The sequence below is a fragment of the Vibrio sp. YT-16 genome (genome assembly GCF_033337405.1).
Lineage (GTDB): Bacteria > Pseudomonadota > Gammaproteobacteria > Enterobacterales > Vibrionaceae > Vibrio > Vibrio alginolyticus.
This window is the reverse complement of record NZ_JAWOQQ010000019.1, coordinates 32,817-57,557: the sequence shown is the minus strand read 5'-3', so window position 1 is coordinate 57,557 and position 24,741 is coordinate 32,817. Positions and strand designations below refer to the sequence as shown.

General features: G+C 46.1%; 25 protein-coding genes. 13 read left to right on the top strand and 12 right to left on the bottom strand.

The window, feature by feature from the left end:
- Positions 1-69 precede the first annotated feature (69 nt).
- From gpsA to R7F07_RS21825, 3 genes are all read left to right on the top strand, one after another.
- The gene (gene gpsA / locus R7F07_RS21835; protein ID WP_005381474.1) at positions 70-1,107 is read left to right on the top strand and encodes an NAD(P)H-dependent glycerol-3-phosphate dehydrogenase; all 1,038 of its coding nucleotides are present in this window, start codon (positions 70-72) and stop codon (positions 1,105-1,107) included.
- A gap of 78 nt (positions 1,108-1,185) precedes the next feature.
- A complete protein-coding gene (gene cysE, locus R7F07_RS21830) occupies positions 1,186-2,007 on the top strand; it encodes a serine O-acetyltransferase (protein WP_005381475.1) in 822 nt (273 codons plus the stop codon).
- A gap of 27 nt (positions 2,008-2,034) precedes the next feature.
- A complete protein-coding gene (locus R7F07_RS21825; protein ID WP_005381476.1) occupies positions 2,035-3,180 on the top strand; it encodes a murein hydrolase activator EnvC family protein in 1,146 nt (381 codons plus the stop codon).
- 73 nt (positions 3,181-3,253) lie between these two features.
- Here the strand turns inward: R7F07_RS21825 and R7F07_RS21820 are convergent, their stop codons facing one another.
- From R7F07_RS21820 to epmA, 4 genes are all read right to left on the bottom strand, one after another.
- On the bottom strand, positions 3,254-4,210 hold the full coding sequence (locus R7F07_RS21820; RefSeq protein WP_171343372.1) for a DHH family phosphoesterase: 957 nt from the start codon (positions 4,208-4,210) through the stop codon (positions 3,254-3,256).
- A gap of 144 nt (positions 4,211-4,354) precedes the next feature.
- The gene (locus R7F07_RS21815; RefSeq protein ID WP_042523716.1) at positions 4,355-4,990 is read right to left on the bottom strand and encodes a TetR/AcrR family transcriptional regulator; all 636 of its coding nucleotides are present in this window, start codon (positions 4,988-4,990) and stop codon (positions 4,355-4,357) included.
- 21 nt (positions 4,991-5,011) lie between these two features.
- Positions 5,012-5,386 (bottom strand): VanZ family protein, encoded by a 375-nt coding sequence (locus tag R7F07_RS21810; RefSeq protein WP_005381482.1) that lies wholly within the window; start codon positions 5,384-5,386, stop codon positions 5,012-5,014.
- Positions 5,387-5,395: 9 nt separating this feature from the next.
- On the bottom strand, positions 5,396-6,367 hold the full coding sequence (gene epmA, locus R7F07_RS21805) for an elongation factor P--(R)-beta-lysine ligase (RefSeq protein WP_170890891.1): 972 nt from the start codon (positions 6,365-6,367) through the stop codon (positions 5,396-5,398).
- Positions 6,368-6,802: 435 nt separating this feature from the next.
- Here epmA and frdA point away from each other — a divergent pair, with 435 nt between their 5' ends.
- From frdA to frdD, 4 genes are read left to right on the top strand one after another with little or no spacing between them, the layout of a single operon-like run.
- The gene (frdA, locus tag R7F07_RS21800) at positions 6,803-8,602 is read left to right on the top strand and encodes a fumarate reductase (quinol) flavoprotein subunit (protein WP_054575300.1); all 1,800 of its coding nucleotides are present in this window, start codon (positions 6,803-6,805) and stop codon (positions 8,600-8,602) included.
- A complete protein-coding gene (locus tag R7F07_RS21795; RefSeq protein ID WP_005381489.1) occupies positions 8,602-9,360 on the top strand; it encodes a succinate dehydrogenase/fumarate reductase iron-sulfur subunit in 759 nt (252 codons plus the stop codon). Before frdA ends, R7F07_RS21795 begins: the two co-directional genes overlap by 1 nt.
- 2 nt (positions 9,361-9,362) lie before the next feature.
- The gene (frdC, locus tag R7F07_RS21790; protein ID WP_005381491.1) at positions 9,363-9,746 is read left to right on the top strand and encodes a fumarate reductase subunit FrdC; all 384 of its coding nucleotides are present in this window, start codon (positions 9,363-9,365) and stop codon (positions 9,744-9,746) included.
- A gap of 11 nt (positions 9,747-9,757) precedes the next feature.
- Entirely contained in the window at positions 9,758-10,135 is a 378-nt protein-coding gene (gene frdD, locus R7F07_RS21785; protein ID WP_005381493.1) for a fumarate reductase subunit FrdD, read from the top strand.
- A 102-nt stretch (positions 10,136-10,237) separates the two neighbouring features.
- Here the strand turns inward: frdD and R7F07_RS21780 are convergent, their stop codons facing one another.
- On the bottom strand, positions 10,238-11,641 hold the full coding sequence (locus R7F07_RS21780) for an SPFH domain-containing protein (protein ID WP_005386397.1): 1,404 nt from the start codon (positions 11,639-11,641) through the stop codon (positions 10,238-10,240).
- Between the two features lie 266 nt (positions 11,642-11,907).
- On the bottom strand, positions 11,908-12,474 hold the full coding sequence (gene efp, locus R7F07_RS21775) for an elongation factor P (protein WP_005381500.1): 567 nt from the start codon (positions 12,472-12,474) through the stop codon (positions 11,908-11,910).
- A gap of 32 nt (positions 12,475-12,506) precedes the next feature.
- Between efp and epmB the strand changes: the two genes are divergently transcribed.
- Both epmB and R7F07_RS21765 read left to right on the top strand, forming a co-directional pair.
- On the top strand, positions 12,507-13,529 hold the full coding sequence (gene epmB / locus R7F07_RS21770) for an EF-P beta-lysylation protein EpmB (protein WP_053307395.1): 1,023 nt from the start codon (positions 12,507-12,509) through the stop codon (positions 13,527-13,529).
- Positions 13,530-13,624: 95 nt separating this feature from the next.
- Positions 13,625-14,122: an MgtC/SapB family protein gene (locus tag R7F07_RS21765; RefSeq protein ID WP_005381504.1), complete on the top strand. Its 498-nt coding sequence runs from the start codon at positions 13,625-13,627 to the stop codon at positions 14,120-14,122.
- 100 nt (positions 14,123-14,222) lie between these two features.
- Here the strand turns inward: R7F07_RS21765 and R7F07_RS21760 are convergent, their stop codons facing one another.
- From R7F07_RS21760 to R7F07_RS21750, 3 genes are all read right to left on the bottom strand, one after another.
- The gene (locus tag R7F07_RS21760) at positions 14,223-14,786 is read right to left on the bottom strand and encodes a VC2662 family protein (protein ID WP_005381507.1); all 564 of its coding nucleotides are present in this window, start codon (positions 14,784-14,786) and stop codon (positions 14,223-14,225) included.
- Positions 14,787-15,101: 315 nt separating this feature from the next.
- The gene (gene groL / locus R7F07_RS21755) at positions 15,102-16,748 is read right to left on the bottom strand and encodes a chaperonin GroEL (protein ID WP_005381509.1); all 1,647 of its coding nucleotides are present in this window, start codon (positions 16,746-16,748) and stop codon (positions 15,102-15,104) included.
- Positions 16,749-16,825: 77 nt separating this feature from the next.
- On the bottom strand, positions 16,826-17,116 hold the full coding sequence (locus tag R7F07_RS21750; protein WP_005381516.1) for a co-chaperone GroES: 291 nt from the start codon (positions 17,114-17,116) through the stop codon (positions 16,826-16,828).
- A gap of 240 nt (positions 17,117-17,356) precedes the next feature.
- Between R7F07_RS21750 and R7F07_RS21745 the strand changes: the two genes are divergently transcribed.
- Positions 17,357-18,739, top strand: coding sequence for an MATE family efflux transporter (locus R7F07_RS21745; protein ID WP_053307396.1), 1,383 nt, complete (start codon positions 17,357-17,359; stop codon positions 18,737-18,739).
- A gap of 90 nt (positions 18,740-18,829) precedes the next feature.
- On the opposite strand, the gene pfkA is transcribed toward R7F07_RS21745, so the two are convergent.
- The 3 genes from pfkA to R7F07_RS21730 form a co-directional block, all read right to left on the bottom strand.
- Positions 18,830-19,792 carry a 6-phosphofructokinase gene (gene pfkA / locus R7F07_RS21740; protein WP_005381521.1) on the bottom strand — a complete coding sequence of 321 codons (963 nt, stop codon included), beginning with the start codon at positions 19,790-19,792 and terminating at the stop codon, positions 18,830-18,832.
- Between the two features lie 283 nt (positions 19,793-20,075).
- Positions 20,076-20,984, bottom strand: a complete 909-nt coding sequence (fieF, locus tag R7F07_RS21735; RefSeq protein WP_025768809.1) for a CDF family cation-efflux transporter FieF — start codon at positions 20,982-20,984, stop codon at positions 20,076-20,078.
- Between the two features lie 111 nt (positions 20,985-21,095).
- Entirely contained in the window at positions 21,096-21,608 is a 513-nt protein-coding gene (locus R7F07_RS21730; protein ID WP_005386388.1) for a CpxP family protein, read from the bottom strand.
- Between the two features lie 190 nt (positions 21,609-21,798).
- Here R7F07_RS21730 and R7F07_RS21725 point away from each other — a divergent pair, with 190 nt between their 5' ends.
- The 3 genes from R7F07_RS21725 to R7F07_RS21715 all read left to right on the top strand — a co-directional run bounded on the left by R7F07_RS21725 (position 21,799) and on the right by R7F07_RS21715 (position 24,665).
- Positions 21,799-22,488, top strand: coding sequence for a response regulator (locus R7F07_RS21725; RefSeq protein WP_005382384.1), 690 nt, complete (start codon positions 21,799-21,801; stop codon positions 22,486-22,488).
- Positions 22,488-23,882: an envelope stress sensor histidine kinase CpxA gene (gene cpxA / locus R7F07_RS21720; RefSeq protein WP_005382383.1), complete on the top strand. Its 1,395-nt coding sequence runs from the start codon at positions 22,488-22,490 to the stop codon at positions 23,880-23,882. Before R7F07_RS21725 ends, cpxA begins: the two co-directional genes overlap by 1 nt.
- A 174-nt stretch (positions 23,883-24,056) precedes the next feature.
- Positions 24,057-24,665 carry a superoxide dismutase gene (locus R7F07_RS21715; RefSeq protein ID WP_005382382.1) on the top strand — a complete coding sequence of 203 codons (609 nt, stop codon included), beginning with the start codon at positions 24,057-24,059 and terminating at the stop codon, positions 24,663-24,665.
- Positions 24,666-24,741: the final 76 nt, after the last annotated feature.

Genomic DNA, 24,741 nt, shown 5'->3' with positions numbered 1-24,741 from the left:
CGCCAGAAGGCGTAAAATTTGACGATTAGGAACTAGATTCTACTAGTAGCAAGACAATTAGGCGGTAGCATGACACAAGCAAATACAAACAATGCTTACGGTAAAGACATCGCAATGACTGTGATTGGCGCAGGCTCATACGGCACCTCTTTGGCAATCTCACTCGCTCGTAACGGCGCGAACGTTGTCCTTTGGGGACACGAGCCAGAGCACATGGCTCGCCTAGAAGCAGACCGAGCTAACCATGCCTTCTTACCAGGTGTTGATTTCCCTGAAAGCTTGATCATTGAATCGGATTTAGAAAAAGCCGTTCAAGCAAGCCGAGATTTGTTGGTTGTGGTTCCAAGCCATGTCTTTGGCATCGTGCTAAACAGCTGTAAACCATTCTTGCGCGAAGACTCTCGCATCTGTTGGGCAACCAAAGGGCTTGAACCTGAAACGGGGCGCCTACTGAAAGACGTTGCTTATGACATTATCGGTGAAAACTACTCACTAGCAGTATTGTCTGGCCCAACGTTTGCGAAAGAGCTCGCAATGGGTATGCCGACTGCAATTTCAGTTGCGTCTCCAGATTCTGAATTTGTTGCGGATCTACAAGAAAAAATCCACTGTAGCAAAACCTTCCGCGTATATGCCAATAGTGACTTTATTGGTATGCAATTGGGCGGCGCTGTGAAAAACGTTATTGCGATTGGTGCGGGTATGTCTGATGGTATTGGTTTTGGCGCCAACGCCCGTACTGCATTAATTACTCGTGGCTTGGCTGAAATGAGTCGCCTTGGTGCTGCGCTGGGTGCACAGCCAGAAACCTTTATGGGCATGGCAGGTTTAGGCGATCTTGTCCTGACATGTACCGATAACCAATCACGTAACCGACGCTTTGGCTTGGCATTAGGCCAAGGTAAAGACGTTGATACGGCTCAAGAAGAAATTGGCCAAGTGGTTGAGGGTTACCGCAATACAAAAGAAGTATGGCTACTCTCTCAACGTATGGGTGTTGAGATGCCGATAGTTGATCAAATTTATCAAGTATTGTATCAAGGAAAAGATGCGCGCTTAGCAGCGCAAGATTTACTTGCTCGTGACAAAAAAGCCGAAGGAAAGTAGCACTCTACCGCCCTTTGCAGCTCATCTGAGAAAAATTGAAGTTGTCGGGTCACGGAAGAACCACTCTGGATATTGAGAATGAAACACTGCGAAAAACAAAAAGTCTGGAACAAAATTGTCTCAGAAGCCCGTGAAATGTCAGAACAAGAGCCTATGCTGGCGAGCTTCTATCATGCCACCATTATCAAGCATGAAAGTTTGTGTGCCGCTCTGAGTTATATTCTGGCTAACAAATTGAACACCGCTTCCATGCCAGCGATGGCTGTGCGTGAAGTGGTTGAAGAAGCCTTTGCGGCTGATCCAACCATCACTGACGGCGCGGCTTGTGATATTTGTGCCACGGTCAATCGCGACCCTGCTGTTTCAATGTACTCAATGCCATTGCTGTACCTAAAAGGCTATCACGCACTGCAAGGCTACCGAGTAGCAAACTGGCTGTGGAAGCAAGGTCGTCACGCTCTTGCGACTTACCTACAAAATCAGATTTCGGTAGCATGTCAGGTCGATATTCACCCTGCAGCACGCATTGGTAGTGGTATCATGCTCGACCATGCAACAGGCATCGTGATTGGTGAAACTGCCGTGGTCGAAAACGACGTGTCTATACTGCAAGATGTCACCCTTGGTGGTACTGGTAAAGAGTGCGGCGATCGTCACCCGAAAATCCGTGAAGGCGTGATGATTGGTGCAGGTGCCAAAATTCTTGGTAATATCGAAGTGGGCGAAGGGGCGAAAATCGGCTCTTGCTCCGTAGTATTGCAAGCGGTGCCACCGCACACGACCGTGGCAGGCGTACCCGCGAAAATCGTTGGTCGACCAAAAACAGACAAACCCTCTCTCGATATGGATCAAGGCTTTAACGGCAAGTCGCAAAGCTTTATCCATGGAGATGGTATTTAATCGTCAACAAACCTTTTTGACAACAACGTGGTAGGTAACTCTCAAGTGCGAAAACAAAATCACCCTGTTCTACGCTCGGCTATTTTATTAACTTGTGCTTTATCTGCCACTTATCCCATTACCTCCTCTGCTGTGAGTCAGCAAGAGCTCAAAGGCGTATCCAGTGAGATAAGCCGTCAGCGCAAATCGCTCTCTTCCCAAGAAAAGCAGCTCAATGAGTTACAGAAATCACTAAAAGATCAAGAACTTGGTATTTCTAAGCTTGAGCGTGAAATACGACAAACCAAGTCTAACCTCGCACAAGCAGACAAAAACATAGAAAACCTGGAAGAGAAAATTGCCTTGCAAGAAGCACAGCGTCAAGAGCAAGAAGAAGAACTCAAACAGCTGCTGCAAACGTATTACGTAACCGAGCGAGCGAAGGCCAATGGTCACTTGTTAAATCAAGGTGTGGAAGAAGACCGCATGAGCCAATACTTCCAGCATTTAGCTAAAGCACGTGCTGAAGTAATTGATGCGATCACCAAAATAACCCAAGAATTAGCGCACAACAAAAACCAGCTCGAGCTAGAAAAAGAGCAAATCGAGACTCTGCTCAAGCAGCAATCCGAAAAACGTACAGCGCTAGCGAGTACACAATCCAAGCGTAAGCAAACCCTGAATAAAATTCAGAGCAGTATCAAGAATGACAAACGCTACTTAGCCGAGCTGCAACGCAACGAAACCCGTTTAAAAGCAGAGATCGCCAAAGCAGCGAAGCGTAATGCGGTGCCAATGGACGGACTCGGCAAACAGCGCGGTAAGTTGCCTTGGCCACTCAAAGGCAGTGTGTTACACAACTTTGGTACGCGACAAACCGGGCAGGTAAACTGGAAGGGCATGGTGTTGTCTGCCAACTATGGTCAACAAGTGAAAGCCGTTTATCCTGGTACTGTCGTATTTGCTGAGTATCTGCGCGGATACGGTTTAGTGGTACTGCTCGACCACGGAAAAGGTGACATGACCCTCTATGGTTACAACCAAGCGTTAACTAAAAAAGAAGGCGATCGAGTCACCGCAGGCGAAGTGATTGCTCTCGCGGGTGATACGGGTGGTCAAGACAGGCCATCGCTGTACTTTGAAATTCGTCGTAATAGTGAAGCGCAGAATCCGAAATCTTGGTTAAAACGCTGATTATCTGACTCATCGACTTATAATAAAAAAGGAACCACTCGGCTCCTTTTTTGTATTCATATTTTGGAAAATGCTATGCGTAGTAGGTTTCTACCGCATCAATAAAAGCATTCACATCATCTTTGCTTAACGCGTTGATTCCTGCCGCCGCCTCTCGCCCCCCACCTGTCGGGAACTGACCACACACGGCCACGGCACCTTGTTTATTGTTTAACGGGGCACGGAGTGAAACCGTATAAGTACCATCTGCATTTTCAGTAAGTACCGCATGCGCAGAGTCAGGGGTTTGGTTTGCTAGCCAGTTGCCATAAACACCACTGATTCGGCGTGATGTCGCCGTGTTTGGTAACTCAAACAACTTCAGCTTACCGCTCTCATGCATGGCAGGCACTGCGAGAGCCGCCTCCATGTCTTGTTGGTAAGCCGATTGCAATTGGTAGTATGGCGAGGCCTTATCTTCAATAGCTTCAAATGGCGACGTGTACTTCAGCAAAGCTCGGTACAGCTCCGCAGGATGAAAGTGTAAATCTTCGACCTTCGATCCGTAGCCGTTGTAGTTAATTAAAGTACCCAGCTCTTTTAGCTGCTCTTTCTGTTGCTGCGACAAGCCCGCGTTATTCGCTAACTCATCGGCTTTAGCAATCATGTTATCGCCATAAGCCGCCGTAATCGCCCAGTCATGAAAACGCCCATCAAGCAACTTATCGACAATCAACGCCGTGCACATGTTGGCATCGAGATCGATGTGCGCATCCAAATTACCATGCTGAGGAATGTCGCCCGCTTTGTGATGATCGGCGTAAAAGACGTGCGCGCCTTGAGCCAAAGCTTGCTCTAGACCTGCCATGTTCTTTTCCATCGAAATGTCTAACACAGTCAGCTCATCACCCGCTTGCACGTCTACTTTTTCCACCAGCTTGATGTCGCGCTTTACACCGGTTATTAACTGGGCATCGACAGGATCAGCCAAACGCAATTGTAGAAGAGCAATGATGCCATCAGCATCACCATTAAAAATGTCGTAATTCATGGGGCGATAGTTCCTTTATCGAGAATCTTATCCCTGCAAGGGTTTTTAGCGTATGGGACTATTGTGCGTGGCATATTTGACAAGTCAACTCGAGCCACGACTCGAAAATGAGAGTGACTCTCGAAATATTAAGCAGTTTGACGTTTAACTGTGTAGATTGCTAACCGCATCTTCTAATAACAGTAGCTGCTCTAAGCCCTGCTCAGTTGCTAATGGCTTAACGACATTAAGCATCTGCAACATCCCTTGCTTCACCATTTGCTCGGTAATGTTGGTTTTTGAAGCCATCGCGGATTGATACGCCAACCAACTACACGCAATCAAGTGCAATGTACATACCAATGACTTCAACTGTTGTTGATCGACTTTCAACAGCTTCATCGTTACGAACTCTTGCATAATAGCAATGAGGTTCGCTTGCAGCTTCTCTTGCACATCGATGTACTGTTCGTGTAGCTGTTCATCTCGTGACAGGATTTCTGGTAAGTTTGCGTAGAAAAAGCGGTATTTCCACATCAAGGTAAAAATAGAGTCTAGGTAGCTCTTCAGCATAGTAAGGCTCTCTTGCGAACCTTGAATAGGGGTAAATCTTTCTAAAAGTTCTGCTGAATAAAGCGCAAAGATCTCACGAACGATTTCTTGCTTATTGCGGAAGTGGTAATACAGATTACCAGGGCTAATTTCGATGTGATCGGCAATGTGATTGGTGGTGATGTTGCGCTCACCATGTTGGTTGAACAACTCCAGTGCCGCGTAGACGATTTTGTCGCGCGTTTTCATTGTTATCGTGTTCCCTCTTCATTAACGAATCGAGTATAGCGACTTCACCAACCTAGGTCGATAGAGGCTCCAAATACGGTAACATAACAGACCAGTTAAGATGCCAGTTGAGTTGGCGACAAGGTCTAACCAAGAAGTTTGTCGCCCTACATACCCTTGCAACCACTCAATAACGGCGCTGAATAGCAAAATACCAATCGCCACCGCCCAACGTTGACGCCAACGCCACACGCAAAAGCAACCTAAAAACGCAAAGCCGCTATACGCCATAGCGTGCTGCATTTTGTCGAGATACGCGATATTGCCCCAGTCTTGCAGTTCACCTGAACTCAGAGATAAAAAAGCGATCAATATAGCGTAGCTAAAGATGACGAAACGCGCAGCCGTCAGGTTCATTGGACGTCCTTATGCAATTGGAAATGGAAAGGCCGTCACTTGATCAATGTGGTCACAGCCTAGCGCCAGCATGATCAAACGATCGATACCCAACGCGACCCCTGCACAATCTGGCAACCCTGCTTCCAGTGCAGAGATCAGATGATAATCGATCGGCTGTGGTTTTAAACCCATTTCGATACGCTTTGCGTTATCTTGCTCAAAGCGCGCTAATTGCTCTTTCGGGTTATCCAGTTCATGAAATCCGTTCGCCAGCTCTATCCCCTTAAAGTACACTTCAAAACGATCCGCGACGCGATGATCTTGAGGATTGATTTTCGCAAGCGCCGCCTGTGATGCAGGGAAGTCGTACACAAAAGCCGGCACGTCCTGACCAATTTTGTTTTCTACTCCCACGCTAAATAGCAGTTGCAGCAACGTATCGCGATCTTCTTCTGGCTCAGCAATGTCACTCAAACCCAGCTTGCTTGCCGCCGCTTTCAGCTCAGTCATCGAGCCTTCCAGTGGACACATACCCAACACATCAATGAAGGCTTGCTGATACGTCATGCGCTGCGCTGCGCCACACTTCAATACCAGCTGCAACAGATCATCCATTTCATCCATCAATTTATGATGGTCAAAGCCAACGCGATACCACTCCAACATCGTGAATTCAGGGTTGTGGTAGCGACCATTCTCTTCATTACGAAATGCTTTGTTGATTTGATAAATACAACCGCTGCCCGCAGCCAAAAGGCGCTTCATATGGAACTCTGGGCTGGTCATAAAAAACAGCTTACTGCCATCGGCATAGCCTGGGCCAACAAACTCGGTTTGGAAAGTATGCAAATGAATGTCAGTCACGGTTGCGTGACTCATGGCTGGCGTATCGACTTCCATCACCTGTCGGTCAGCGAAGAATTGTCGAATCGACGCGATTAACGTCGCACGTTGACGAAGTTGGTCAATGGAAGCAGTAGGTTGCCAGTTGGTTTGCATAACAAGTCTCTCAAACTTTAATTCAGCGAGGAAAGTCTCATTCTACATGCTTTTTACTCTTCAAGAAGAGAGGAATATCCCTTCTTCTTTTTACTAATGTGCTCGCAAATTTGAGGCAAGCATTACTCGTGCCGCAGAACAAAAAACACTCAGTTAAAATCCTATTATCCATGCGGTTAATGTCACGCAACACGGGTTTAACATCCCTAATGTTAATGCTTGAGGGCCAAAACCTCGATGCCGTGATAGCAGTCACATAACCTATAAATTCTATGCCCTTAAGTGCATTACCGAAGCAAAAACCCAATTACATCAATTTTTCTGCCATGTGGCTCATCTACACTAACCCTACTACTTTTGGGGAGTTCTTTTTAAGGAGCGCCTCGTAATGACAATAACAAGCGGATTTCCGCAATCACACACTGGAGGATAACTGTGCAAATTATCACCACAGATATCGCAGTCATCGGCGCAGGCGGCGCTGGTCTTCGTACTGCTATTGCAGCGGCTGAAGCAAACCCAGACTTAGAAGTCGCTCTGATTTCTAAAGTTTATCCAATGCGCTCCCACACGGTCGCTGCAGAGGGTGGCTCAGCAGCAGTTATCAAGGATGAAGATAGCTTAGACAACCACTTCAACGACACTGTTGGCGGTGGTGACTGGCTATGTGAACAGGATGTTGTTGAATACTTTGTAGAGAACGCGACTCGCGAAATGATCCAAATGGAGCAATGGGGTTGCCCATGGAGTCGTAAAGAGAACGGTGAAGTCAACGTACGCCGCTTTGGTGGTATGAAGGTTGAACGTACTTGGTTCGCTGCAGACAAAACTGGCTTCCACATGCTTCATACGCTATTCCAGACATCAATGAAGTACAGCAACATCAAACGTTTTGATGAGTACTTTGTGGTGGATCTGCTTGTTGATGAAGGCGAAGTTCAAGGTCTGATTGCTATTCACATGTCTGAAGGCGAGCTTGTTACTATCAAAGCAAAATCTGTTGTTCTAGCAACAGGTGGCGCGGGCCGTGTTTACCACTGTAACACCAACGGCGGTATCGTAACGGGCGATGGTATGGCAATGGCTTACCGTCACGGCGTTCCTCTACGTGATATGGAATTCGTTCAATACCACCCAACCGGTCTTCCAGGCACAGGTATCCTGATGACGGAAGGTTGTCGTGGTGAAGGCGGTATCATCGTTAACAAGAATGGCTACCGTTACCTACAAGATTACGGCATGGGCCCTGAAACTCCAGTTGGCCAACCGAAGAACAAATACATGGAACTGGGTCCTCGTGACAAAGTTTCTCAAGCTTTCTGGCACGAACAACAGAAAGGCAACACCATCAAACACCCACTGGGTGACGTGGTGCACCTAGACCTTCGCCACCTTGGTGAAGAGTACCTACAAGAACGTCTACCGTTCATCTGTGAGCTAGCAAAAGCTTATGTAAACGTGGACCCTGCAAAAGAGCCAATTCCAATTCGTCCAACCGTTCACTACACCATGGGTGGTATTGAAACGGACGGCGGTTGTGAAACTCGCATTAAAGGCCTATTCGCGGTGGGTGAATGTGCGTCTGTTGGTCTTCACGGTGCAAACCGTCTAGGGTCTAACTCACTGGCTGAGTTCGTGGTATTTGGCCGCGTAGCGGGTGAAAATGCAGTGAAACGCGCAGCAGAATTCAAAGGTTGGAACGACGCGGCAATTGACACGCAAGTCAAAGCCGTTGAAGAGCGCATCGCGAAACTGATGAACCAAGAAGGCGACGAAAACTGGGCAGAAATACGCACAGAAATGGGCCACACCATGGAAGCGGGCTGTGGTATCTACCGCCAAGAAGATTTGATGCAAGCGACTATCGACAAAATCACTGAGTTGAAAGAACGCTACAAACGCATCAGCATCAAAGACAAAGGTAAAGTGTTCAACACAGACCTTCTATACGCAATCGAAGTGGGTTACGGCCTAGAAGTCGCAGAAGCGATGGTTCACTCTGCGATTCTACGTAAAGAATCTCGCGGTGCGCACCAACGTCTAGACGACGGTTGTACAGAACGTGATGACGTGAACTTCCTAAAACACTCACTTGCTTTCTACAAGCCAGAGTCAGCACCAAGTATCGATTACAGCAATGTGACCATCACTAAGTCACAACCAAAAGCTCGTCTATACGGTGAAGCAGCAGAAAAAGCCGCGGCTGAAGAGAAGAACGCAGAGGAGCAAGCATAATGTCAGCAAATCGCATTCAAAAAGTAGACATCCTGCGTTACGACCCAGAAAAAGATGCAGAACCATACAAGCAAACATTCGAAGTCCCATTCGATGAAACCATGTCTGTACTTGACGCACTTGGTTACATCAAAGACCACCTAGACAAAGATCTGTCTTACCGTTGGTCTTGCCGTATGGCGATCTGTGGTTCTTGCGGCATCATGGTGAACAACGTACCGAAACTTGCTTGTAAGAGCTTCCTACGTGACTACCCAGACGGTGTGACTATCGAGCCTCTAGCGAACTTCCCAATCGAGAAAGACTTGATTGTTGATATGACGCCATTCATCGAGCGCCTAGAAGCAATCAAACCATACATCATTGGTAACGATCGTAAACCAGAAGACGGTACGAACTTGCAAACGCCAGAACAGATGGCGAAATACAAGCAGTTCGCTGGCTGTATCAACTGTGGTCTGTGCTATGCAGCATGTCCTCAGTTTGGTCTTAACCCAGAGTTCATCGGTCCTGCTGCACTAACGCTAGCCCACCGCTACAACCTAGACAGCCGTGACAACGGTAAAGATGAGCGCATGAAGCTTATCAACGGTGAAAACGGTGCTTGGGGTTGTACGTTTGTTGGTTACTGTTCTGAAGTTTGTCCGAAGAACGTTGACCCAGCAGCGGCAGTAAACCAAGGCAAAGTGGAGTCTTCTATGGACTTCGTGATTGCTATGTTGAAACCTGATGGTTCACCAAAGAAAGTGGAGGCATAAGGATGAGCAATCGTAAACCTTACGTTCGTGAAGTAAAACGCACTTGGTGGAAGAACCATCCTTTCTACCGCTTCTACATGCTACGTGAAGCGACGGTGCTTCCGTTAATCCTATTCACTCTGTTCCTAACTTTCGGTTTAGGTTGCTTGGTGAAAGGTCCTGAAGCATGGCAAGGTTGGTTAGCGTTCATGGCGAACCCAATCGTAGTCGCAATCAACATCGTTGCACTACTCGGTAGCCTATTCCACGCTCAAACTTTCTTCAGCATGATGCCACAAGTAATGCCAATTCGTTTGAAAGGCAAACCCGTGGACAAGAAGATCATCGTATTGACTCAGTGGGCCGCGGTTGCGTTCATCTCACTGATCGTTCTCATCGTGGTGTAAGGAGCTGAGCAATGAAACCGAATTATAGTGTAAACACATCACCAAAACGTTCTGATGAGCCAATCTGGTGGGGTCTGTTTGGCGCAGGTGGTACTTGGTTCGCGATGATCACGCCAATCACTGTTCTTGTGCTAGGTATCTTGGTCCCACTAGGCGTGATTGATGCAGAAGCGATGAGCTACGAGCGTGTCTCTGCATTCGCAACCAGCATCATCGGTGCGCTATTCATCATTGGCACGCTAGCATTGCCAATGTGGCATGCAATGCACCGTGTACACCACGGCATGCACGACCTTAAGTTCCACACTGGTGTGATTGGTAAAATTGCATGCTATGCATTTGCAGGCCTCATCACTGCACTAGCAGTTATCTTTATCTTCATGATTTAAGAGACTGACCAAAAAAAGAAAAAGCTGGCTAAATGCCAGCTTTTTATTGCTTTGGGTTACCTATGATCTTTTTGCTTTTTAAGCTTTTGACCACCCATGATCTTATTGCTGTGCGACCTTCTTTGTCTGGTCCATAAGACCCAGAGCACCAAAGCCAGTAATCACATCTAGGTTTGTTTTCAAGCCCGTTTCGTCACTTCCACCAATGTAATTTTGTGGCATCTGAACTTGGAAGTTTTGCAAATTGTTGTACAGCGAGTTCGCTACGTCTCGATTCAATTCTGCCAAGTAAACTTCACGGTTTGCTCCTAACGCTGCATACTTACCTTTTAGGACTTCAGATTCTGCGCGACCTTTCGCTAATATCGCTTTCGCTTCAAACTCAGCAGAAAGTGCGTTCGCTTTTTGAATCGCTAAGTTAGCCTCTGCGATAGCTAGCTCTTTCTCCTTCTCGACCTCAGCAAGTCGTTTGGTTTTTTCCACTTCAACGATTTCACGCTCTGCAATCTGACGTGCAACTTCCACTTCTTTTTGCTGAGCAATAATTGCGAGTTCTTTACCACGCTGGGCGTCTTGCACCTCACGTGTTCGTTGAATCTCTTTGCGTAACTGCTCGGTCTCTGCCTGTGCTTTCGACGTTTCTTGTTCCTGAATCGCACGAATTCGATCCGCCACTAAACGTTTTTTATCTGCCAATAGCTGATCTAATTGCTTTTCTGGCTGCGGGTCACCAATGGTCACCTGCGTCACTTGAATACCGTATTGTTGTAACGGATTGTCTTGACGAATTGGTTGCCCGGTTTTGTCTACGACAGGCACGGTTTTCCATACCAGTTGATTGGTGCGCTGTAATTGGTTCGGATTGGCTTGATTCGCCCCAACAGGCGCAAGATCCAACTCTTCCACTTCAACCTGACGTCGCTCTGTTAGATAAATCCCCTCTCGTAACTGATCGCCAAGTTTCGATTTGAATTGGTTCAAACCACCTTGGAAAAACTCTTCACCCGTGTATTGGGTTGCGGTAATCACCGTTACGTTACGTGCGTTCTTTACAAGCAGCGCATCGATCAAGTTACTGTTGTTGCGGAACTCTTTATGCATCTTCTTCACCGCTTCAGGGTCATTACTGAGCTTAAAGCGGAATGTTACGGGGATCTGACCAATATAGGTGTCGGCAAATCGAACCTGAATCGCATCAAGACGTTGATAAAAATCTTCGCCCTTGCTGTTACCGAATGACACGGTGATCACTTGGTCATACTTGGTGATTTTGGACAGAAATGGCATACGAAAATGAATGCCAGGTTCAGTAAACACATCCAACTCACCAGTAATATTATTCTGATGCACGTAGCTGTAACCCGCATCGGTCATCAGCACCGAGCTATTAATCGTTAAGCCTATTGCCAACAGCGGTACGCCAAATACGGCTGCTTTTAATCCTTTATGTAGTAACTGACGTCTTTCTTCCACCTTTAAACCCCTTCCTAAACCTCTGCTTTCCATTTTGTTCTCCTTTTTGGATTGTTACTGAGTTAAATCGATAAAAATCAGATTGCTATGCAACTCAGCAACAAGTACTAATGTATCAAAATGTTACATTAAGGAATAATCGACAGATTCATGGAATAAATAAGATTTTTACGAATAATACAAAATCATCAAAAATTTGCGGAGGATATCGATGTTTTACGCAGAGGGATTAAAAGAGAAGAATCACAGGCAATAAAAAAGGCCGCCGAAGCGACCTTTCTAACAATCATATAAAGTGCTTACTTCACACGACCTACGTATTCAGCAGTACGAGTATCTACGCGAATCACTTCACCAATTGAGATGAACAGAGGAACACGAACAACAGCGCCAGTTGATAGCGTCGCTGGTTTACCGCCAGTACCTTGAGTATCACCTTTCAGGCCTGGGTCTGTGTCTACAACTTCTAGCTCAACGAAGTTTGGTGGAGTAACAGTAATTGGGTTACCGTTCCAAAGAGTGATCATACAAGTGTTGTTTTCTACCAACCACTTAGCGTTTTCACCTACCGCTTTTGCATCCGCTGCGATCTGTTCAAACGTTTCACTGTTCATAAAGTGGTAGAATTCGCCGTCTGAATATAGATAATCTAGGTCGATATCCATTACGTCTGCCACTTCACAAGTGTCACCAGACTTGAATGTTTTCTCTAGCACTTTACCAGAAAGAAGTTTACGAATTTTAACACGGTTGAACGCTTGGCCTTTACCTGGTTTAACGTATTCGTTTTCCAGAATTACACAAGGCTCGTTATCAAGCATTAACTTAAGACCGCCTTTAAATTCATTGGTGCTAACTGTAGCCATTTTTTCCTCTTACATTCTTAGAGCTAAATTCAATGCCGCACATAATAACCCGAAAAGTCGAATCTGTTGAGCAAAACTGGCTCAAACAGTTGGCGAATGGGATCTCTGATCCTGCAAAATTGCTCGAAATACTGGAAATTGATCCTTCACCGTGGCAAGACGGGTTTGCCGCGCGCAAGCTGTTTGCACAGCGTGTACCGCAAAGTTTTGTCGATAGGATGGAGAAAGGCAACCCTAAAGACCCTCTTTTACGTCAGGTTTTACCACTGAGCGACGAATTTGAGGTGCATCCGGGTTACTCCAATGATCCATTGGAAGAGCAGGACAATGAAGTCCCTGGCCTGCTACACAAGTATCGCAACCGCGCCCTGATGATTGTCAAAGGTGGCTGCGCGGTAAATTGCCGTTACTGTTTTCGTCGTCACTTCCCTTATCAAGAGAACAAAAGCGGGAAACAAGCCTGGACCAAGTGCTTAGAGTACATGGCTCAACAACCAGAGTTGAACGAAGTCATCTTCTCAGGTGGTGATCCATTAATGGCAAAAGACGATGAGATTCATTGGCTTTTAGAGCACATTGCTCATATTCCTCACATCAAACGTCTGCGTATTCATAGCCGTTTACCTGTGGTGATTCCAGCTCGAGTCACTGATGAACTATGCCAACTTCTGCAAGCATCAAGGTTACAAATCATCCTCGTCACTCACATCAACCATGCCAACGAAATCAATGACGAATTTGCTGAACAGATGTTCAAACTCAAAAGAGCGGGCGTTACGCTTCTAAACCAAGGCGTTCTGCTGAAAGGCGTGAATGATTCGGTAGAAGCTCAAGTGGCGTTAAGTGAGGCCTTATTTGACGCGGGTATCTTGCCTTATTACCTCCACGTTCTTGATAAGGTGCAAGGCGCAGCGCACTACTTTATTTCGGACGAAGAAGCGAAAGCTATTATGCGCGGACTCATCACGCGTGTATCGGGTTATCTGGTACCAAAACTCACACGAGAAGTTGGTGGCAGGCCAAGTAAAACGCCGTTGGATTTGCATTTAGAATAAGCTCTGACACTCAATTAAATTTGTCGTCTAGATTGATTATTTTTGTTCGCTTTGCACGGTAAGTCTATGCATACTCCGCACTTTTGGAGGTCAAGATGCATACAGCATTCGAACAAATTTTCGATCTTGGCCCATTCAGTTGGCCTGCCCTACTATGCTGCGCCATTAATGGGCTCATGATCGGTATAGAGCGCCAAACTCGTGGTAAACCGGTTGGCATTCGCACAGCAATATTAATTATTTCAGGCACCTACCTGTTTATGTCGATGGCAGTGTCGTTATCGCCAAATACACTTGATCAAGCACGAGTGCTTGGTCAGATCATTACTGGCGTCGGCTTCTTAGGCGCTGGCGTTATGATGACACTTGATGGAAAAATCCATGGCGTAACATCCGCGGCTGTAATATGGGTGCTAGCAGGTTTAGGTTTGATGATAGGTTTGGGTTATTTAACGCAGTCGGTGGTTATTACTCTCCTGACACTAACCGTGTTGTTAGGTGTGGATAAAGCAGAAAACCACATCAAAGCATTACGCCGCGGTGTTCATCAAAGAATTCAACAACGCAAAACTTCATCACGATTAATTAAATAGTTAACGCTCCGAGAAACTCGCTTCATCTCATCAGTAATTAAAGAGCCCTCGACAAACATCGAGGGCTTTCTGTATATAAAGATTCTGACTTTCTCAGGGATTACTTAGCAAAGTTGATGAGTGGGAAACACTTGAAGAAACCGTTATCCGCACAGTTCAAAAGACCAATTTGCACGCCATCGATTTGATCGGTCATGTTGAAGAAACCAAACTGGAAATTAGACTTCTTAGAGATACTCGCTAAGCCCACATCCGCCATGGTGTAGCCTTCAGAATAGTTCACCGCGCTCCAGTTCAAGCCTTTTACGTTGTTCGTAATGTTAACAGCACCCAAGTTAACACCCGTCGTCTGACCTTGGTTCCAGTTAACTAAGCCTAAAGACGCGCCTTTCATTTCTTGATTTACTTTTGCTGCGCCAAAAAACAGACCGAAGTTCACACCTGTCGTACGATCCGTTTCTGACATACCAAGCAGTGAAAAGTCGACACCTTTAACCTCATTTACCTGTCCATGCAACACAGCTAAACGAACACCACCAACTGAAGAATTCGAAGGTGCGTTTGTGTTATCGATAGTAGAGAACATCACAGGTGTACTGTCGGCAAAAGCAACAGGTGATGCGATAGCGGCTGCAACCGCCAATGACGTCATAAGCTTTTTCATTTTCATCTCCATGATGGGAAGCAACAATTTACAACATAGTGTAATGTTCAGATTTTGCTCTGTACCCGTTCAAAAAGTGTTAGCAATAGGTCAGATTTAACCATCTGACTCAAAAGAAAAAATATTTCTCTTCGATTTTTTGCTTCTGAAATGGCGCTTTTTACGCTCAAAAATCTCATGATAAGCCACTCCAGAACGTCATGTTTCTCAGGTGACACGCATAAAAAAAGTCGAGGCATCTGCCTCGACTTTTAAAGGTTTGGTCGGTTATCTTTCCGCTATAAGGGCTCCCTTAGAGCGATGAGATAAGCTGGCTTACATCATGCCGCCCATACCGCCCATGCCACCCATGCCGCCCATGTCAGGCATCGCTGGCGCGTCTTTTTGCGGTAGGTCAGTAACCATCGCTTCAGTAGTGATCATCAGACCTGCAACCGATGCTGCGAATTGTAGTGCAGAACGAGTAACTTTAGTTGGATCTAGGATACCCATTTCTAGCATGTCGCCGTATTCGCCTGTTGCCGCGTTGTAGCCGTAGCTACCTTCACCCGCTTTCACGTTGTTCGCAACAACTGAGTCTTCCTCACCTGCGTTCTTCGTGATTTGACGGATTGGCGCTTCCATTGCACGTAGTGCAACGCGGATACCAACGTTTTGTTCTTCGTTGTCACCCGTTAGGTGAGCAATCTTAGATGCCGCGCGGATAAGTGCAACACCACCACCAGCAACAACACCTTCTTCAACCGCTGCGCGAGTTGCGGCTAGCGCATCTTCTACACGGTCTTTCTTCTCTTTCATTTCAACTTCAGTCGCAGCACCAACTTTGATTACTGCAACACCGCCAGCCAGTTTAGCTACGCGCTCTTGTAGTTTCTCTTTGTCGTAGTCTGAAGTTGCGTCTTCGATTTGTTGACGAATCTGAGCAACACGGCCAGAGATCATCTCTTCTTCACCGATACCATCGATGATAGTCGTGTTTTCTTTCGTGATAGAAACACGCTTCGCTTGACCTAGATCTTCTAGTGCAACTTTTTCTAGCTCTAGACCGATCTCTTCAGAAATCACAGTACCGCCAGTTAGGATAGCGATGTCTTGTAGCATTGCTTTACGACGGTCACCGAAGCCAGGTGCTTTCACAGCTGCAACTTTTACGATGCCACGCATGTTGTTCACAACCAATGTTGCTAGCGCTTCGCCTTCTACATCTTCTGCAATGATAAGCAGTGGACGAGATGCTTTCGCGACAGCTTCTAGCGTTGGAAGAAGCTCACGAATGTTTGAGATCTTCTTGTCTACTAGAAGAATGAATGGGTTTTCTAGATCAACACTGCCTGATTCTTGGTTGTTGATGAAGTAAGGAGACAGGTAACCGCGGTCGAACTGCATACCTTCTACTACGTCTAACTCGTCTTGTAGCGCCTGACCTTCTTCAACCGTGATAACGCCATCACGACCCACACGCTCCATTGCTTCTGCAATGATATTACCTACGCTTGCGTCTGAGTTTGCAGAGATAGTACCAACCTGCGCGATCGCTTTTGTGTCGTTACATTCAACAGAAAGCTCTTTTAGTTGCTCAACTGCCGCGGCAACAGCTTTGTCGATACCACGCTTAAGATCCATTGGGTTCATGCCCGCTGCGACTGCTTTTAGACCTTCGTTAACGATAGATTGCGCTAGTACCGTTGCTGTTGTTGTACCGTCACCCGCTGCGTCGTTTGCTTTAGACGCAACTTCTTTAACCATTTGTGCGCCCATGTTCTGGAATTTATCTTCCAGCTCGATTTCACGCGCTACTGATACACCATCTTTAGTGATAGTTGGTGCACCAAAAGATTTGTCTAGAACGACATTACGTCCTTTAGGACCCAGTGTTACTTTTACTGCGTCAGCCAGAACGTTTACACCTTCTAGCATTTTAACTCGTGCGTCATTACCAAATTTAACGTCTTTAGCAGCCATCTTTGATTTCCTTTCTAAAATTCTTTGTGTGTAATTTCGTAATTGAATCTGAGCAAAAAATTACTCAATGATTGCTATTATTCAACGATCGCCATGATGTCGTTTTCAGACATGACAAGCACTTCTTTACCGTCGATTTTTTCAGTTTTTGTACCGTAACCTTCAGCGAAGATAACGGTATCACCGACTTTAACGTCTAGTGGCAGTACGGTGCCGTTTTCTAGGATGCGGCCTTTACCCACAGCTAGAACAACACCGCGAGTCGATTTTTCTGCAGCAGAACCAGTCAGAACGATGCCACCAGCAGACTTAGATTCAACTTCTTTACGTTCAACGATAACTCGGTCATGTAATGGACGAATGTTCATCGGTCGTCTCTCCTGAAAATTTCCATGTTTATTTGATAATTGTCCTTAGGGACTGTAGCCCCAGACACGTGATCCCTATATAAGGGGTCGAAGCAGCGATCCCAAGGGGGTGGCACAAAATTTTTGTGACTTAGTTAAAATAACGAACAACTAGGCAACGGTTTGCGTTAGAAATGCTCACTCGCTCGGCATCTCGCTTTCTTGTATCCTTGCAGTTTGCTCACCAGATAGTTGTCACACATGCAGGAAAATAACAAGCTGGAACCCCAAGCGACCGATAAGCATGGTTTGTTGACCGCACCCATTCCTGAAACGCTGCGGAAAATGACCGTACCCATGACCATGGGCATGATCGCAATTTTGATGTTTAACTTGGTGGACACGTTTTTTATCTCGTTGCTTGGCACTCAAGCGCTAGCGGCTATCAGCTATACCTTTCCTGTCACCTTTGCGGTTAATTGCATTACGATGGGGATTGGGATGGGACTATCGACCAATATTGGTCGCTTGCTTGGGCAAGGTCATGCACCACAAGCTGCACGGTTCACCACCCACGGTTTGTTATTAGCCGTGTTACTTGTGGCTATCGCGTCTTCTATTGGCTTTACCACCATTTCGCCATTGTTTCGTTTTCTTGGTGCGTCTGATGATCTCATCCCTCTTATTGAGCAGTATATGCAGGTCTGGTATCTCACCATTCCTCTGCTAGTGATCCCAATGGCGGGCAACAGTGCTATCCGAGCTACTGGCGACACAAAAACACCAGCAAAAGTAATGATGTTGGCTGGTTTGATTAATGGCATGCTCGATCCATTGTTGATTTTCGGTTATGGCCCTTTTCCGGAACTTGGCATTCAAGGCGCAGCCATAGCAAGTGCCTTTAGCTGGTTAGGTGCTTTGTGTGGCTCATTCTATGTGCTAATTAAACGGGAAAAATTGCTTGCTCAACCCCAATGGGCTTTGCTGAAACAAGACTGGCAACAGACACTAAAAATTGGTACCCCTGCTGCGCTATCAAACGCGATGAATCCGTTGTCCGGTGCCATTCTGATGATGCTGTTATCCAACCACGGTACAGCGGCGGTTGCTGCTTACGGCGCAGCGCAGCGTATTGAGTCCATATTGATTCTAGTATTGATGTCGCTGACCTCTGCCCTCACACCGTTTATGGCACAAAATTTAGGAGCCAAACAACCGCAACGAGCCTTTTCCGGTTTATTTATTAGCATGCGTTTTGCAGTGGTATTCCAAGGGTTTATCTTCTTGATGATGGTACCGCTGAGCATTCCTCTGGCTGCGCTGTTTTCTCAGGAAGATGCGGTGAAAAACCTGCTTTGGCATTATTTACTGGTGGTGCCATTTAGTTATGGCTTCCAAGGCATCGTGATGATGTTAGTCAGTGGTTTGAATGCGATGCACAAGCCATTGCGTGCATTCCAGTGGAGCTTTATGCGGCTGTTCATTTTTACCTTGCCATCGGCGTGGGTCGGGAGCCAAATCTACAGCATTGAAGGCTTGTTTATCGGTATCGCGGTTGGGAATACGTTGGGTGGGCTACTGGGCTACTTGTTTGCGCTGCGCGAGCGCAAATTAACGCTCATAGAGCAGAGCAGCGTGTCTTAACACTCGTCTATCACTAGTTTCTTTTTGTTGATTATCAAATACAAAAAAACCGCGGAAAGCCGCGGTTTTGTTTATCTATTTCAAGCTTGCTTAGAACAACTCTTCAGCAACTTTGTATAGATCGTTGCGTACTGGACGCTTCATGTTTTCGATTGCGTCGATGATATCGTGGTGAACAAGTTGCTCTTTCACGATACCTACACAACGACCACCATGACCTTCGATCAATAGGTGAACAGCGTAGTTACCCATACGAGATGCTAGTACGCGGTCAAATGCAGTTGGACGACCACCACGTTGGATGTGACCAAGTACTGTTGCACGAGTTTCACGACCTGTCGCGGCTTCGATGTCACGTGCTAGTTCATTAGCATCCATCATTAGCTCAGTAAGCGCGATGATCGCGTGTTTCTTACCTTTAGCGATACCATCTTGGATGTTGCTGATCAGCTTGTCTTTGTCTAGACCAGTTTCCGGAGTGATGATGTATTCACAACCGCCCGCAATTGCAGACATCAGAGTCAAATCACCACAGTGACGGCCCATGATTTCTACAATTGAAATGCGTTGGTGAGATGAAGAAGTATCACGTAAACGGTCGATTGCATCGATAACGGTGTTTAGTGCACTTAGGTAGCCCACAGTGTAATCCGTACCTGCGATATCGTTGTCGATTGTGCCCGGAAGACCGATACATGGGTAACCCATTTCAGTCAGTTTCTTCGCACCCATGTACGAACCATCACCACCGATTACCACTAGTGCATCGATACCATGTTTTTTCAGGTTCTCAATCGCTTTTTCACGAACTTCCACTTGTTTAAATTCAGGGAAACGTGCAGAACCTAGGAACGTACCACCTTTGTTGATCACATCTGAAACGCTAGAACGATCTAGCTTCTCGATGCGGCCTTCGTATAGGCCTAGGTAGCCGTCGTACACACCGAATACTTCCAATCCTTCGGATAGTGCTGTACGTACTACGCCGCGTATCGCAGCGTTCATACCAGGTGCGTCACCGCCACTTGTTAAAACACCGATCTTCTTAATCATGCTCACCCTCGATCTTTGGCAATCAATTATTTAATTTTCTTTTAGGCCCCTTGTTACCAAGCAACCTGCATAATCCAGAACTGTGCGTTATGTTACATTTCCTCTACAGGATTACCAATGAAAACGCACTTTTTTATGTAACTTTTCTACTTATGTAAGAGTATTACAGTTTCTCTATAAAACTTTGTTGATTCATATCAGGATCACGAATCTTAATAAGTATTGATGGAAAGATAGTCAATAAGTACCTGTTTGTCGTCGGGCACTGATGGATTTTTCAAGCCTACCAATCTTGCGCTTTCTGCTCTTTCTCTGGTCCGAAAACGACAGACAATGGATCTTGATGGATCAATACGTCCGCATCAGGAAAAAGAGCCAATAAATTATCTTCCACTTTATCAGCGATGTAATGCGCCTCAATTAATCGTAAGTTATCGTCTAGCTCTAAATGCAACTGTATAAAGCGCGTCGGTCCGGACATTCGCGTGCGTAACTGATGCACGCCCAATACCCCTTTTACGCTCAAACAAGCTTGGTTAATTTGCTCAAGCTCTTCATCGGGCAACTTTCTATCAAGTAAGGTTTGAATCGCTTCGCTTACCATTTTGAAAGCGCTATAAAGAATGAAGACACCAATACCAATCGCAAACACAGCATCCGCTTGAGTCACTCCAAAATAACTGAGCCCCAGAGCAACCATGATCGCAGCATTCATATACAAGTCAGTCTGATAATGCAGAGAATCCGCCGCTATTGCTTGGCTCCCCGTCACGCGAACCACATGTTTTTGGAACATCACCAAGCCAAGTGTGACCACAATCGCAAACAGCGATACATACACACCTAACTCCGGTGCGTGTAAAGCATGTGGGCGGAAAAATCGGTCAATCCCGTTAAGAATCAAAAATACTGCCGAGCCCGAAATAAACATTGCTTGGGCTAGGGCCGCTAAGGACTCAGCTTTACCATGTCCAAACGTATGTTCGCGGTCTGCCGGTTGTAAGGCGTAACGAACCACCACAAGATTCACAACCGAAGCCGCGATATCTAACATGGAGTCAATCAATGACGCCAATAAGCTCACTGAGCCGGTTACCCACCACGTGATGACTTTTACTATCAGAAGAAGCGTCGCCACAATGGTTGCAGTCCAAGCGGCGGTCGTAACTAAACGTGCGTATTGCTGTTTCATAATCAAAGAGTTAACTAAAACCATACGTTGAGTATATTGAATGACCATGAAATAACCAGATCAAAAAGAGGCAACCAATGGCTGCCTCTTTATATAACATCAATTCATGACTTAATTATTGCGCGACTTTTCCATGCGCTTGTGCATTCTGTCGCCACACTCTTGCATACGTTCATTTTGTAGCTCAACAAATTTCGCTTTCTGCTCAGGTGTTAATACGCTAAGCATTTGGTGCTTTCTTTCTAGCATTTGCACGCGACGTTCCGTTTGGCGCTCAACCATCTCTTTTGCTAATTCGCTAGCTTGAGCTTCATCAAAATTATCCGCCAGCAAAAGCGATTGCACTTTTGCGTGATGCGCTTGACGCTCAGCCATACGTGCTTCTTTGCCATCAGCGAATTTTGCTTTCATTTCTGCTTTGTTTGCTTCACGCATTTCTTTTAGCTGATCTTTTTGTGCATCAGTCAGGTCTAGTTGACGCATGACACCTCGGTCCATACCCATGCCGCATTCGTCACGAGGACCTTTATGATGGTTTTTACCACCGTAAGCGAATGCGCTTGCGGCGCCAAGAGTAAGAGGTAGAACAACAGCAGCTAACACAAGTTTTTTTGCAGACTTCATAATACGATTCCTTACACAGGTGAGTGGTTCTTCTGAGCTGTTCTCACAGCGCTTGAGTATAGAATACGACCCGCTAGGTAAAGCGACGTATAGGGAGCGTAAAGAATCGTAAAGAGTGATTTTTCTCCTCTTCGTTGCGCATCATTCCAATGTAATATTAGGCTATCGGTAACTTACTATAGGTGCCCCCATGGCAAACATTCTTTTAATCGATGACGATATCGAGCTAACCAGCTTATTAAAAGAAGTACTCAGTTTCGAAGGGTTTGACGTCAGCGAAGCAAATGACGGTGAAGCCGGCTTAGCCGCGATCAATGATAAGATTGATTTGATTTTGTTGGATGTCATGATGCCAAAACTCAATGGCATGGAAACGCTGAAACGCTTACGTGAAAATTGGGAAACTCCCGTCTTGATGCTGACCGCTAAAGGGGAAGAAATTGATCGCGTGATCGGCTTGGAACTGGGCGCGGATGATTATTTACCAAAACCTTTTAGTGACCGAGAGCTGTTAGCGCGAATCCGCGCGATTTTACGCCGCACTAGCAGCACACAAAAAAATACCAAAAACAGCGATTGCATTGAGTATCAAGAAATCCGCCTCTATCCCGGTAAGCAAGAAGCGTATTGTGAGCAACAGTTGCTCGACCTCACGGCAACCGAGTTTGCGCTACTCACCCACTTCGTACAAAACCCAGGACAAGTGCTGACCAAAGAGACACTGAGCTTAGATGTGCTTGGTAAACGACTCGCTGCTTTTGATCGCGCTATCGATATGCATGTCTCGAACTTACGTAAAAAATTACCAGATCAAAGCAATGGCAAGCCGCGAATTAAAACCCTGCGTGGTCGTGGCTACATGCTGCTTGAGGAGGATTAATGCGCCTATCACGCATCAAACTGCCAAACATCAATAGCCTGTATGGACGCATCTTTGCCATTTTTTGGTTCACCATGTTATTAGTATTGATAGCCGTGCTATCACTGCCACATTTGGACCCACGCAAAGCTCGCGATATTCCAGAAGAACACTACAAACGTATGGTAGAAACGCGTGACTCAATCCAACAAAAATACAGCCAGCAAACTGATTTAGGCCGCATACTTTTTCGTATCGAGGGCAACCGCCACGGCAAGCACGACCCTCGCCCTCGAGTGTTTTTTTCTGACTACAGCGGTAATGTTCTTACGACAGAAAAACGCAGCAATTTTCAATTGCGTGCCATGCAAAACTTTGTCACCAGTATCGAAGATTACAATAATCCAAAGCAGAAGCTGTATGGTCGATACATGATTGCGGGCCCAATTCCTATCACTTTGGCAGGTTCCGATATCTTGATGTACGTGGGTTTCAAATGGAATGAGCCACCACCTCTACTCCTGCGTCTGTTTGATCACCCATTCCAGCTCTTGCTTGCGGTCATGTTGGTTAGTACACCATTGCTGTTATGGCTTGCTTGGGCTTTGAGTCAGCCTGCACGTCGTCTTGAAGCCGCTGCTCAACGTGTAGCGAAAGGTGAATTTGTCACAGACCCAAATTTAGAAAAAGGTACGGCGGAATTTCGTCAAGCAGGCAGCAGCTTCAACCAGATGGTCGAAGCGGTTAATCAAATGATTTCAGGACAACAACGTTTGCTATCCGATATCTCTCACGAGCTGCGCTCACCTTTAACTCGTCTGCGCATGGCAAGCGCATTAGCGACGCGTAAACAAGGCGAAAGCCCAGAACTGACTCGTATCGATACCGAAGCGCAGCGCTTGGAACAGATGATCAGCGAACTATTAGAGCTTTCTCGCATGCAGGCGAACAGTCATATGACTCGCGAAACACAGCCACTAGAAAGTTTATGGGAAGAAATCATTAAAGATGCGCAGTTTGAAGCAGAGCAAATGGGCAAACAGCTACACTATTCAGAATTACCTAAGCGCAATATTTCCGGTAACCCTAAACTGCTGATGAGTGCGGTGGAAAATATCGTTCGTAACGCCATTTACTACGGAAAAGATGAGGTACAAATCGACATCAAAGCCGATGACGATACGCTTCGTATCACGGTTGACGATAATGGAGAAGGTGTACCAGAAGAGGAACTGGCCGCGATTTTTCGCCCGTTCTATCGCGTTTCCACGGCACGCGATCGCCACTCTGGCGGCACAGGTCTCGGCCTAACCATTACCGAAAGTGCCATTCGCCAGCACAGTGGCACGATCGCAGCCAGCCGAAGTCCTTTAGGCGGATTGCGTATGAGTATCACCTTACCGATCAATTGTTAGTCTCAATTTGATGAACTAACAATAATTCGCACCATATTTCTAGAGTGAGTGATTAACAGCCCCACCCTCACTTTAGAAATTGGTGAGGCTTCTTAGAATACCCTTACAAAGATCAAAGTTGATAATAATTATCGTTAGCATTAAAGTAAATTTTCCAATTAAGGAGGATTTACTATGTCACATACATTTCCCGCTCTGCCTTACCCGTACGATTCACTAGAGCCGTACATCGACGCGAAAACCATGGAAGTGCATTACAGCAAACACCACAAGACGTACTTTGATAAGTTTGTAAATGCCGTTGAAGGGAGCGAGCTCGAAACTCAGTCATTAGACGAGATCTTTGACAATATCTCTAAGCTCAGTCCAGCAGTACGTAATAATGGTGGCGGCTATTACAACCACATCATTTATTGGAATTGCATGTCACCAAACGGTGGCGGAGAGCCTCAAGGCGCGCTTGCTCAAGCAATTAACGATAAATTTGGTAGCTTTGCGCAATTTAAAGAGGCGTTTGCCCAAGCTGCCATCAATACCTTTGGGTCTGGCTTTGCATGGCTGATCGTAAAAGATGGTGAGATTCACATTACGTCCACCAGTAATCAAGACAACCCTCTGATGGACGTAGTGGATGTGCGCGGTGAACCAATCCTCGCATTAGACGTATGGGAGCACGCGTATTACATCAGTTACCAAAACCGTCGCCCAGAATATATTGATGCGTGGTGGAACGTCGTCAACTGGCGAGCAGTTGAAGAAAATTATGCTCACGCTCTCTTATAAAGAGCATCGATACTTACGGTATTAACATCCGCGCTAATGCCTGCTTTCATACCCAGGTCAATTTTGCTGAATCTCG

Excerpts from the sequence above, each read along its gene's own strand:
- gpsA (WP_005381474.1), top strand. The coding sequence starts at position 70 with ATGACACAAGCAAATACAAACAATGCTTACGGTAAAGACATCGCAATG.
- cysE (WP_005381475.1), top strand. The coding sequence starts at position 1,186 with ATGAAACACTGCGAAAAACAAAAAGTCTGGAACAAAATTGTCTCAGAA.
- R7F07_RS21820 (WP_171343372.1), bottom strand. The coding sequence starts at position 4,210 with ATGAATTACGACATTTTTAATGGTGATGCTGATGGCATCATTGCTCTT.
- R7F07_RS21815 (WP_042523716.1), bottom strand. The coding sequence starts at position 4,990 with ATGAAAACGCGCGACAAAATCGTCTACGCGGCACTGGAGTTGTTCAAC.
- R7F07_RS21810 (WP_005381482.1), bottom strand. The coding sequence starts at position 5,386 with ATGAACCTGACGGCTGCGCGTTTCGTCATCTTTAGCTACGCTATATTG.
- epmA (WP_170890891.1), bottom strand. The coding sequence starts at position 6,367 with ATGCAAACCAACTGGCAACCTACTGCTTCCATTGACCAACTTCGTCAA.
- R7F07_RS21795 (WP_005381489.1), top strand. The coding sequence starts at position 8,602 with ATGTCAGCAAATCGCATTCAAAAAGTAGACATCCTGCGTTACGACCCA.
- frdC (WP_005381491.1), top strand. The coding sequence starts at position 9,363 with ATGAGCAATCGTAAACCTTACGTTCGTGAAGTAAAACGCACTTGGTGG.
- frdD (WP_005381493.1), top strand. The coding sequence starts at position 9,758 with ATGAAACCGAATTATAGTGTAAACACATCACCAAAACGTTCTGATGAG.
- R7F07_RS21780 (WP_005386397.1), bottom strand. The coding sequence starts at position 11,641 with ATGGAAAGCAGAGGTTTAGGAAGGGGTTTAAAGGTGGAAGAAAGACGT.
- efp (WP_005381500.1), bottom strand. The coding sequence starts at position 12,474 with ATGGCTACAGTTAGCACCAATGAATTTAAAGGCGGTCTTAAGTTAATG.
- epmB (WP_053307395.1), top strand. The coding sequence starts at position 12,507 with ATGCCGCACATAATAACCCGAAAAGTCGAATCTGTTGAGCAAAACTGG.
- R7F07_RS21765 (WP_005381504.1), top strand. The coding sequence starts at position 13,625 with ATGCATACAGCATTCGAACAAATTTTCGATCTTGGCCCATTCAGTTGG.
- R7F07_RS21760 (WP_005381507.1), bottom strand. The coding sequence starts at position 14,786 with ATGAAAAAGCTTATGACGTCATTGGCGGTTGCAGCCGCTATCGCATCA.
- groL (WP_005381509.1), bottom strand. The coding sequence starts at position 16,748 with ATGGCTGCTAAAGACGTTAAATTTGGTAATGACGCACGAGTTAAAATG.
- R7F07_RS21750 (WP_005381516.1), bottom strand. The coding sequence starts at position 17,116 with ATGAACATTCGTCCATTACATGACCGAGTTATCGTTGAACGTAAAGAA.
- R7F07_RS21745 (WP_053307396.1), top strand. The coding sequence starts at position 17,357 with ATGCAGGAAAATAACAAGCTGGAACCCCAAGCGACCGATAAGCATGGT.
- pfkA (WP_005381521.1), bottom strand. The coding sequence starts at position 19,792 with ATGATTAAGAAGATCGGTGTTTTAACAAGTGGCGGTGACGCACCTGGT.
- fieF (WP_025768809.1), bottom strand. The coding sequence starts at position 20,984 with ATGAAACAGCAATACGCACGTTTAGTTACGACCGCCGCTTGGACTGCA.
- R7F07_RS21730 (WP_005386388.1), bottom strand. The coding sequence starts at position 21,608 with ATGAAGTCTGCAAAAAAACTTGTGTTAGCTGCTGTTGTTCTACCTCTT.
- R7F07_RS21725 (WP_005382384.1), top strand. The coding sequence starts at position 21,799 with ATGGCAAACATTCTTTTAATCGATGACGATATCGAGCTAACCAGCTTA.
- cpxA (WP_005382383.1), top strand. The coding sequence starts at position 22,488 with ATGCGCCTATCACGCATCAAACTGCCAAACATCAATAGCCTGTATGGA.
- R7F07_RS21715 (WP_005382382.1), top strand. The coding sequence starts at position 24,057 with ATGTCACATACATTTCCCGCTCTGCCTTACCCGTACGATTCACTAGAG.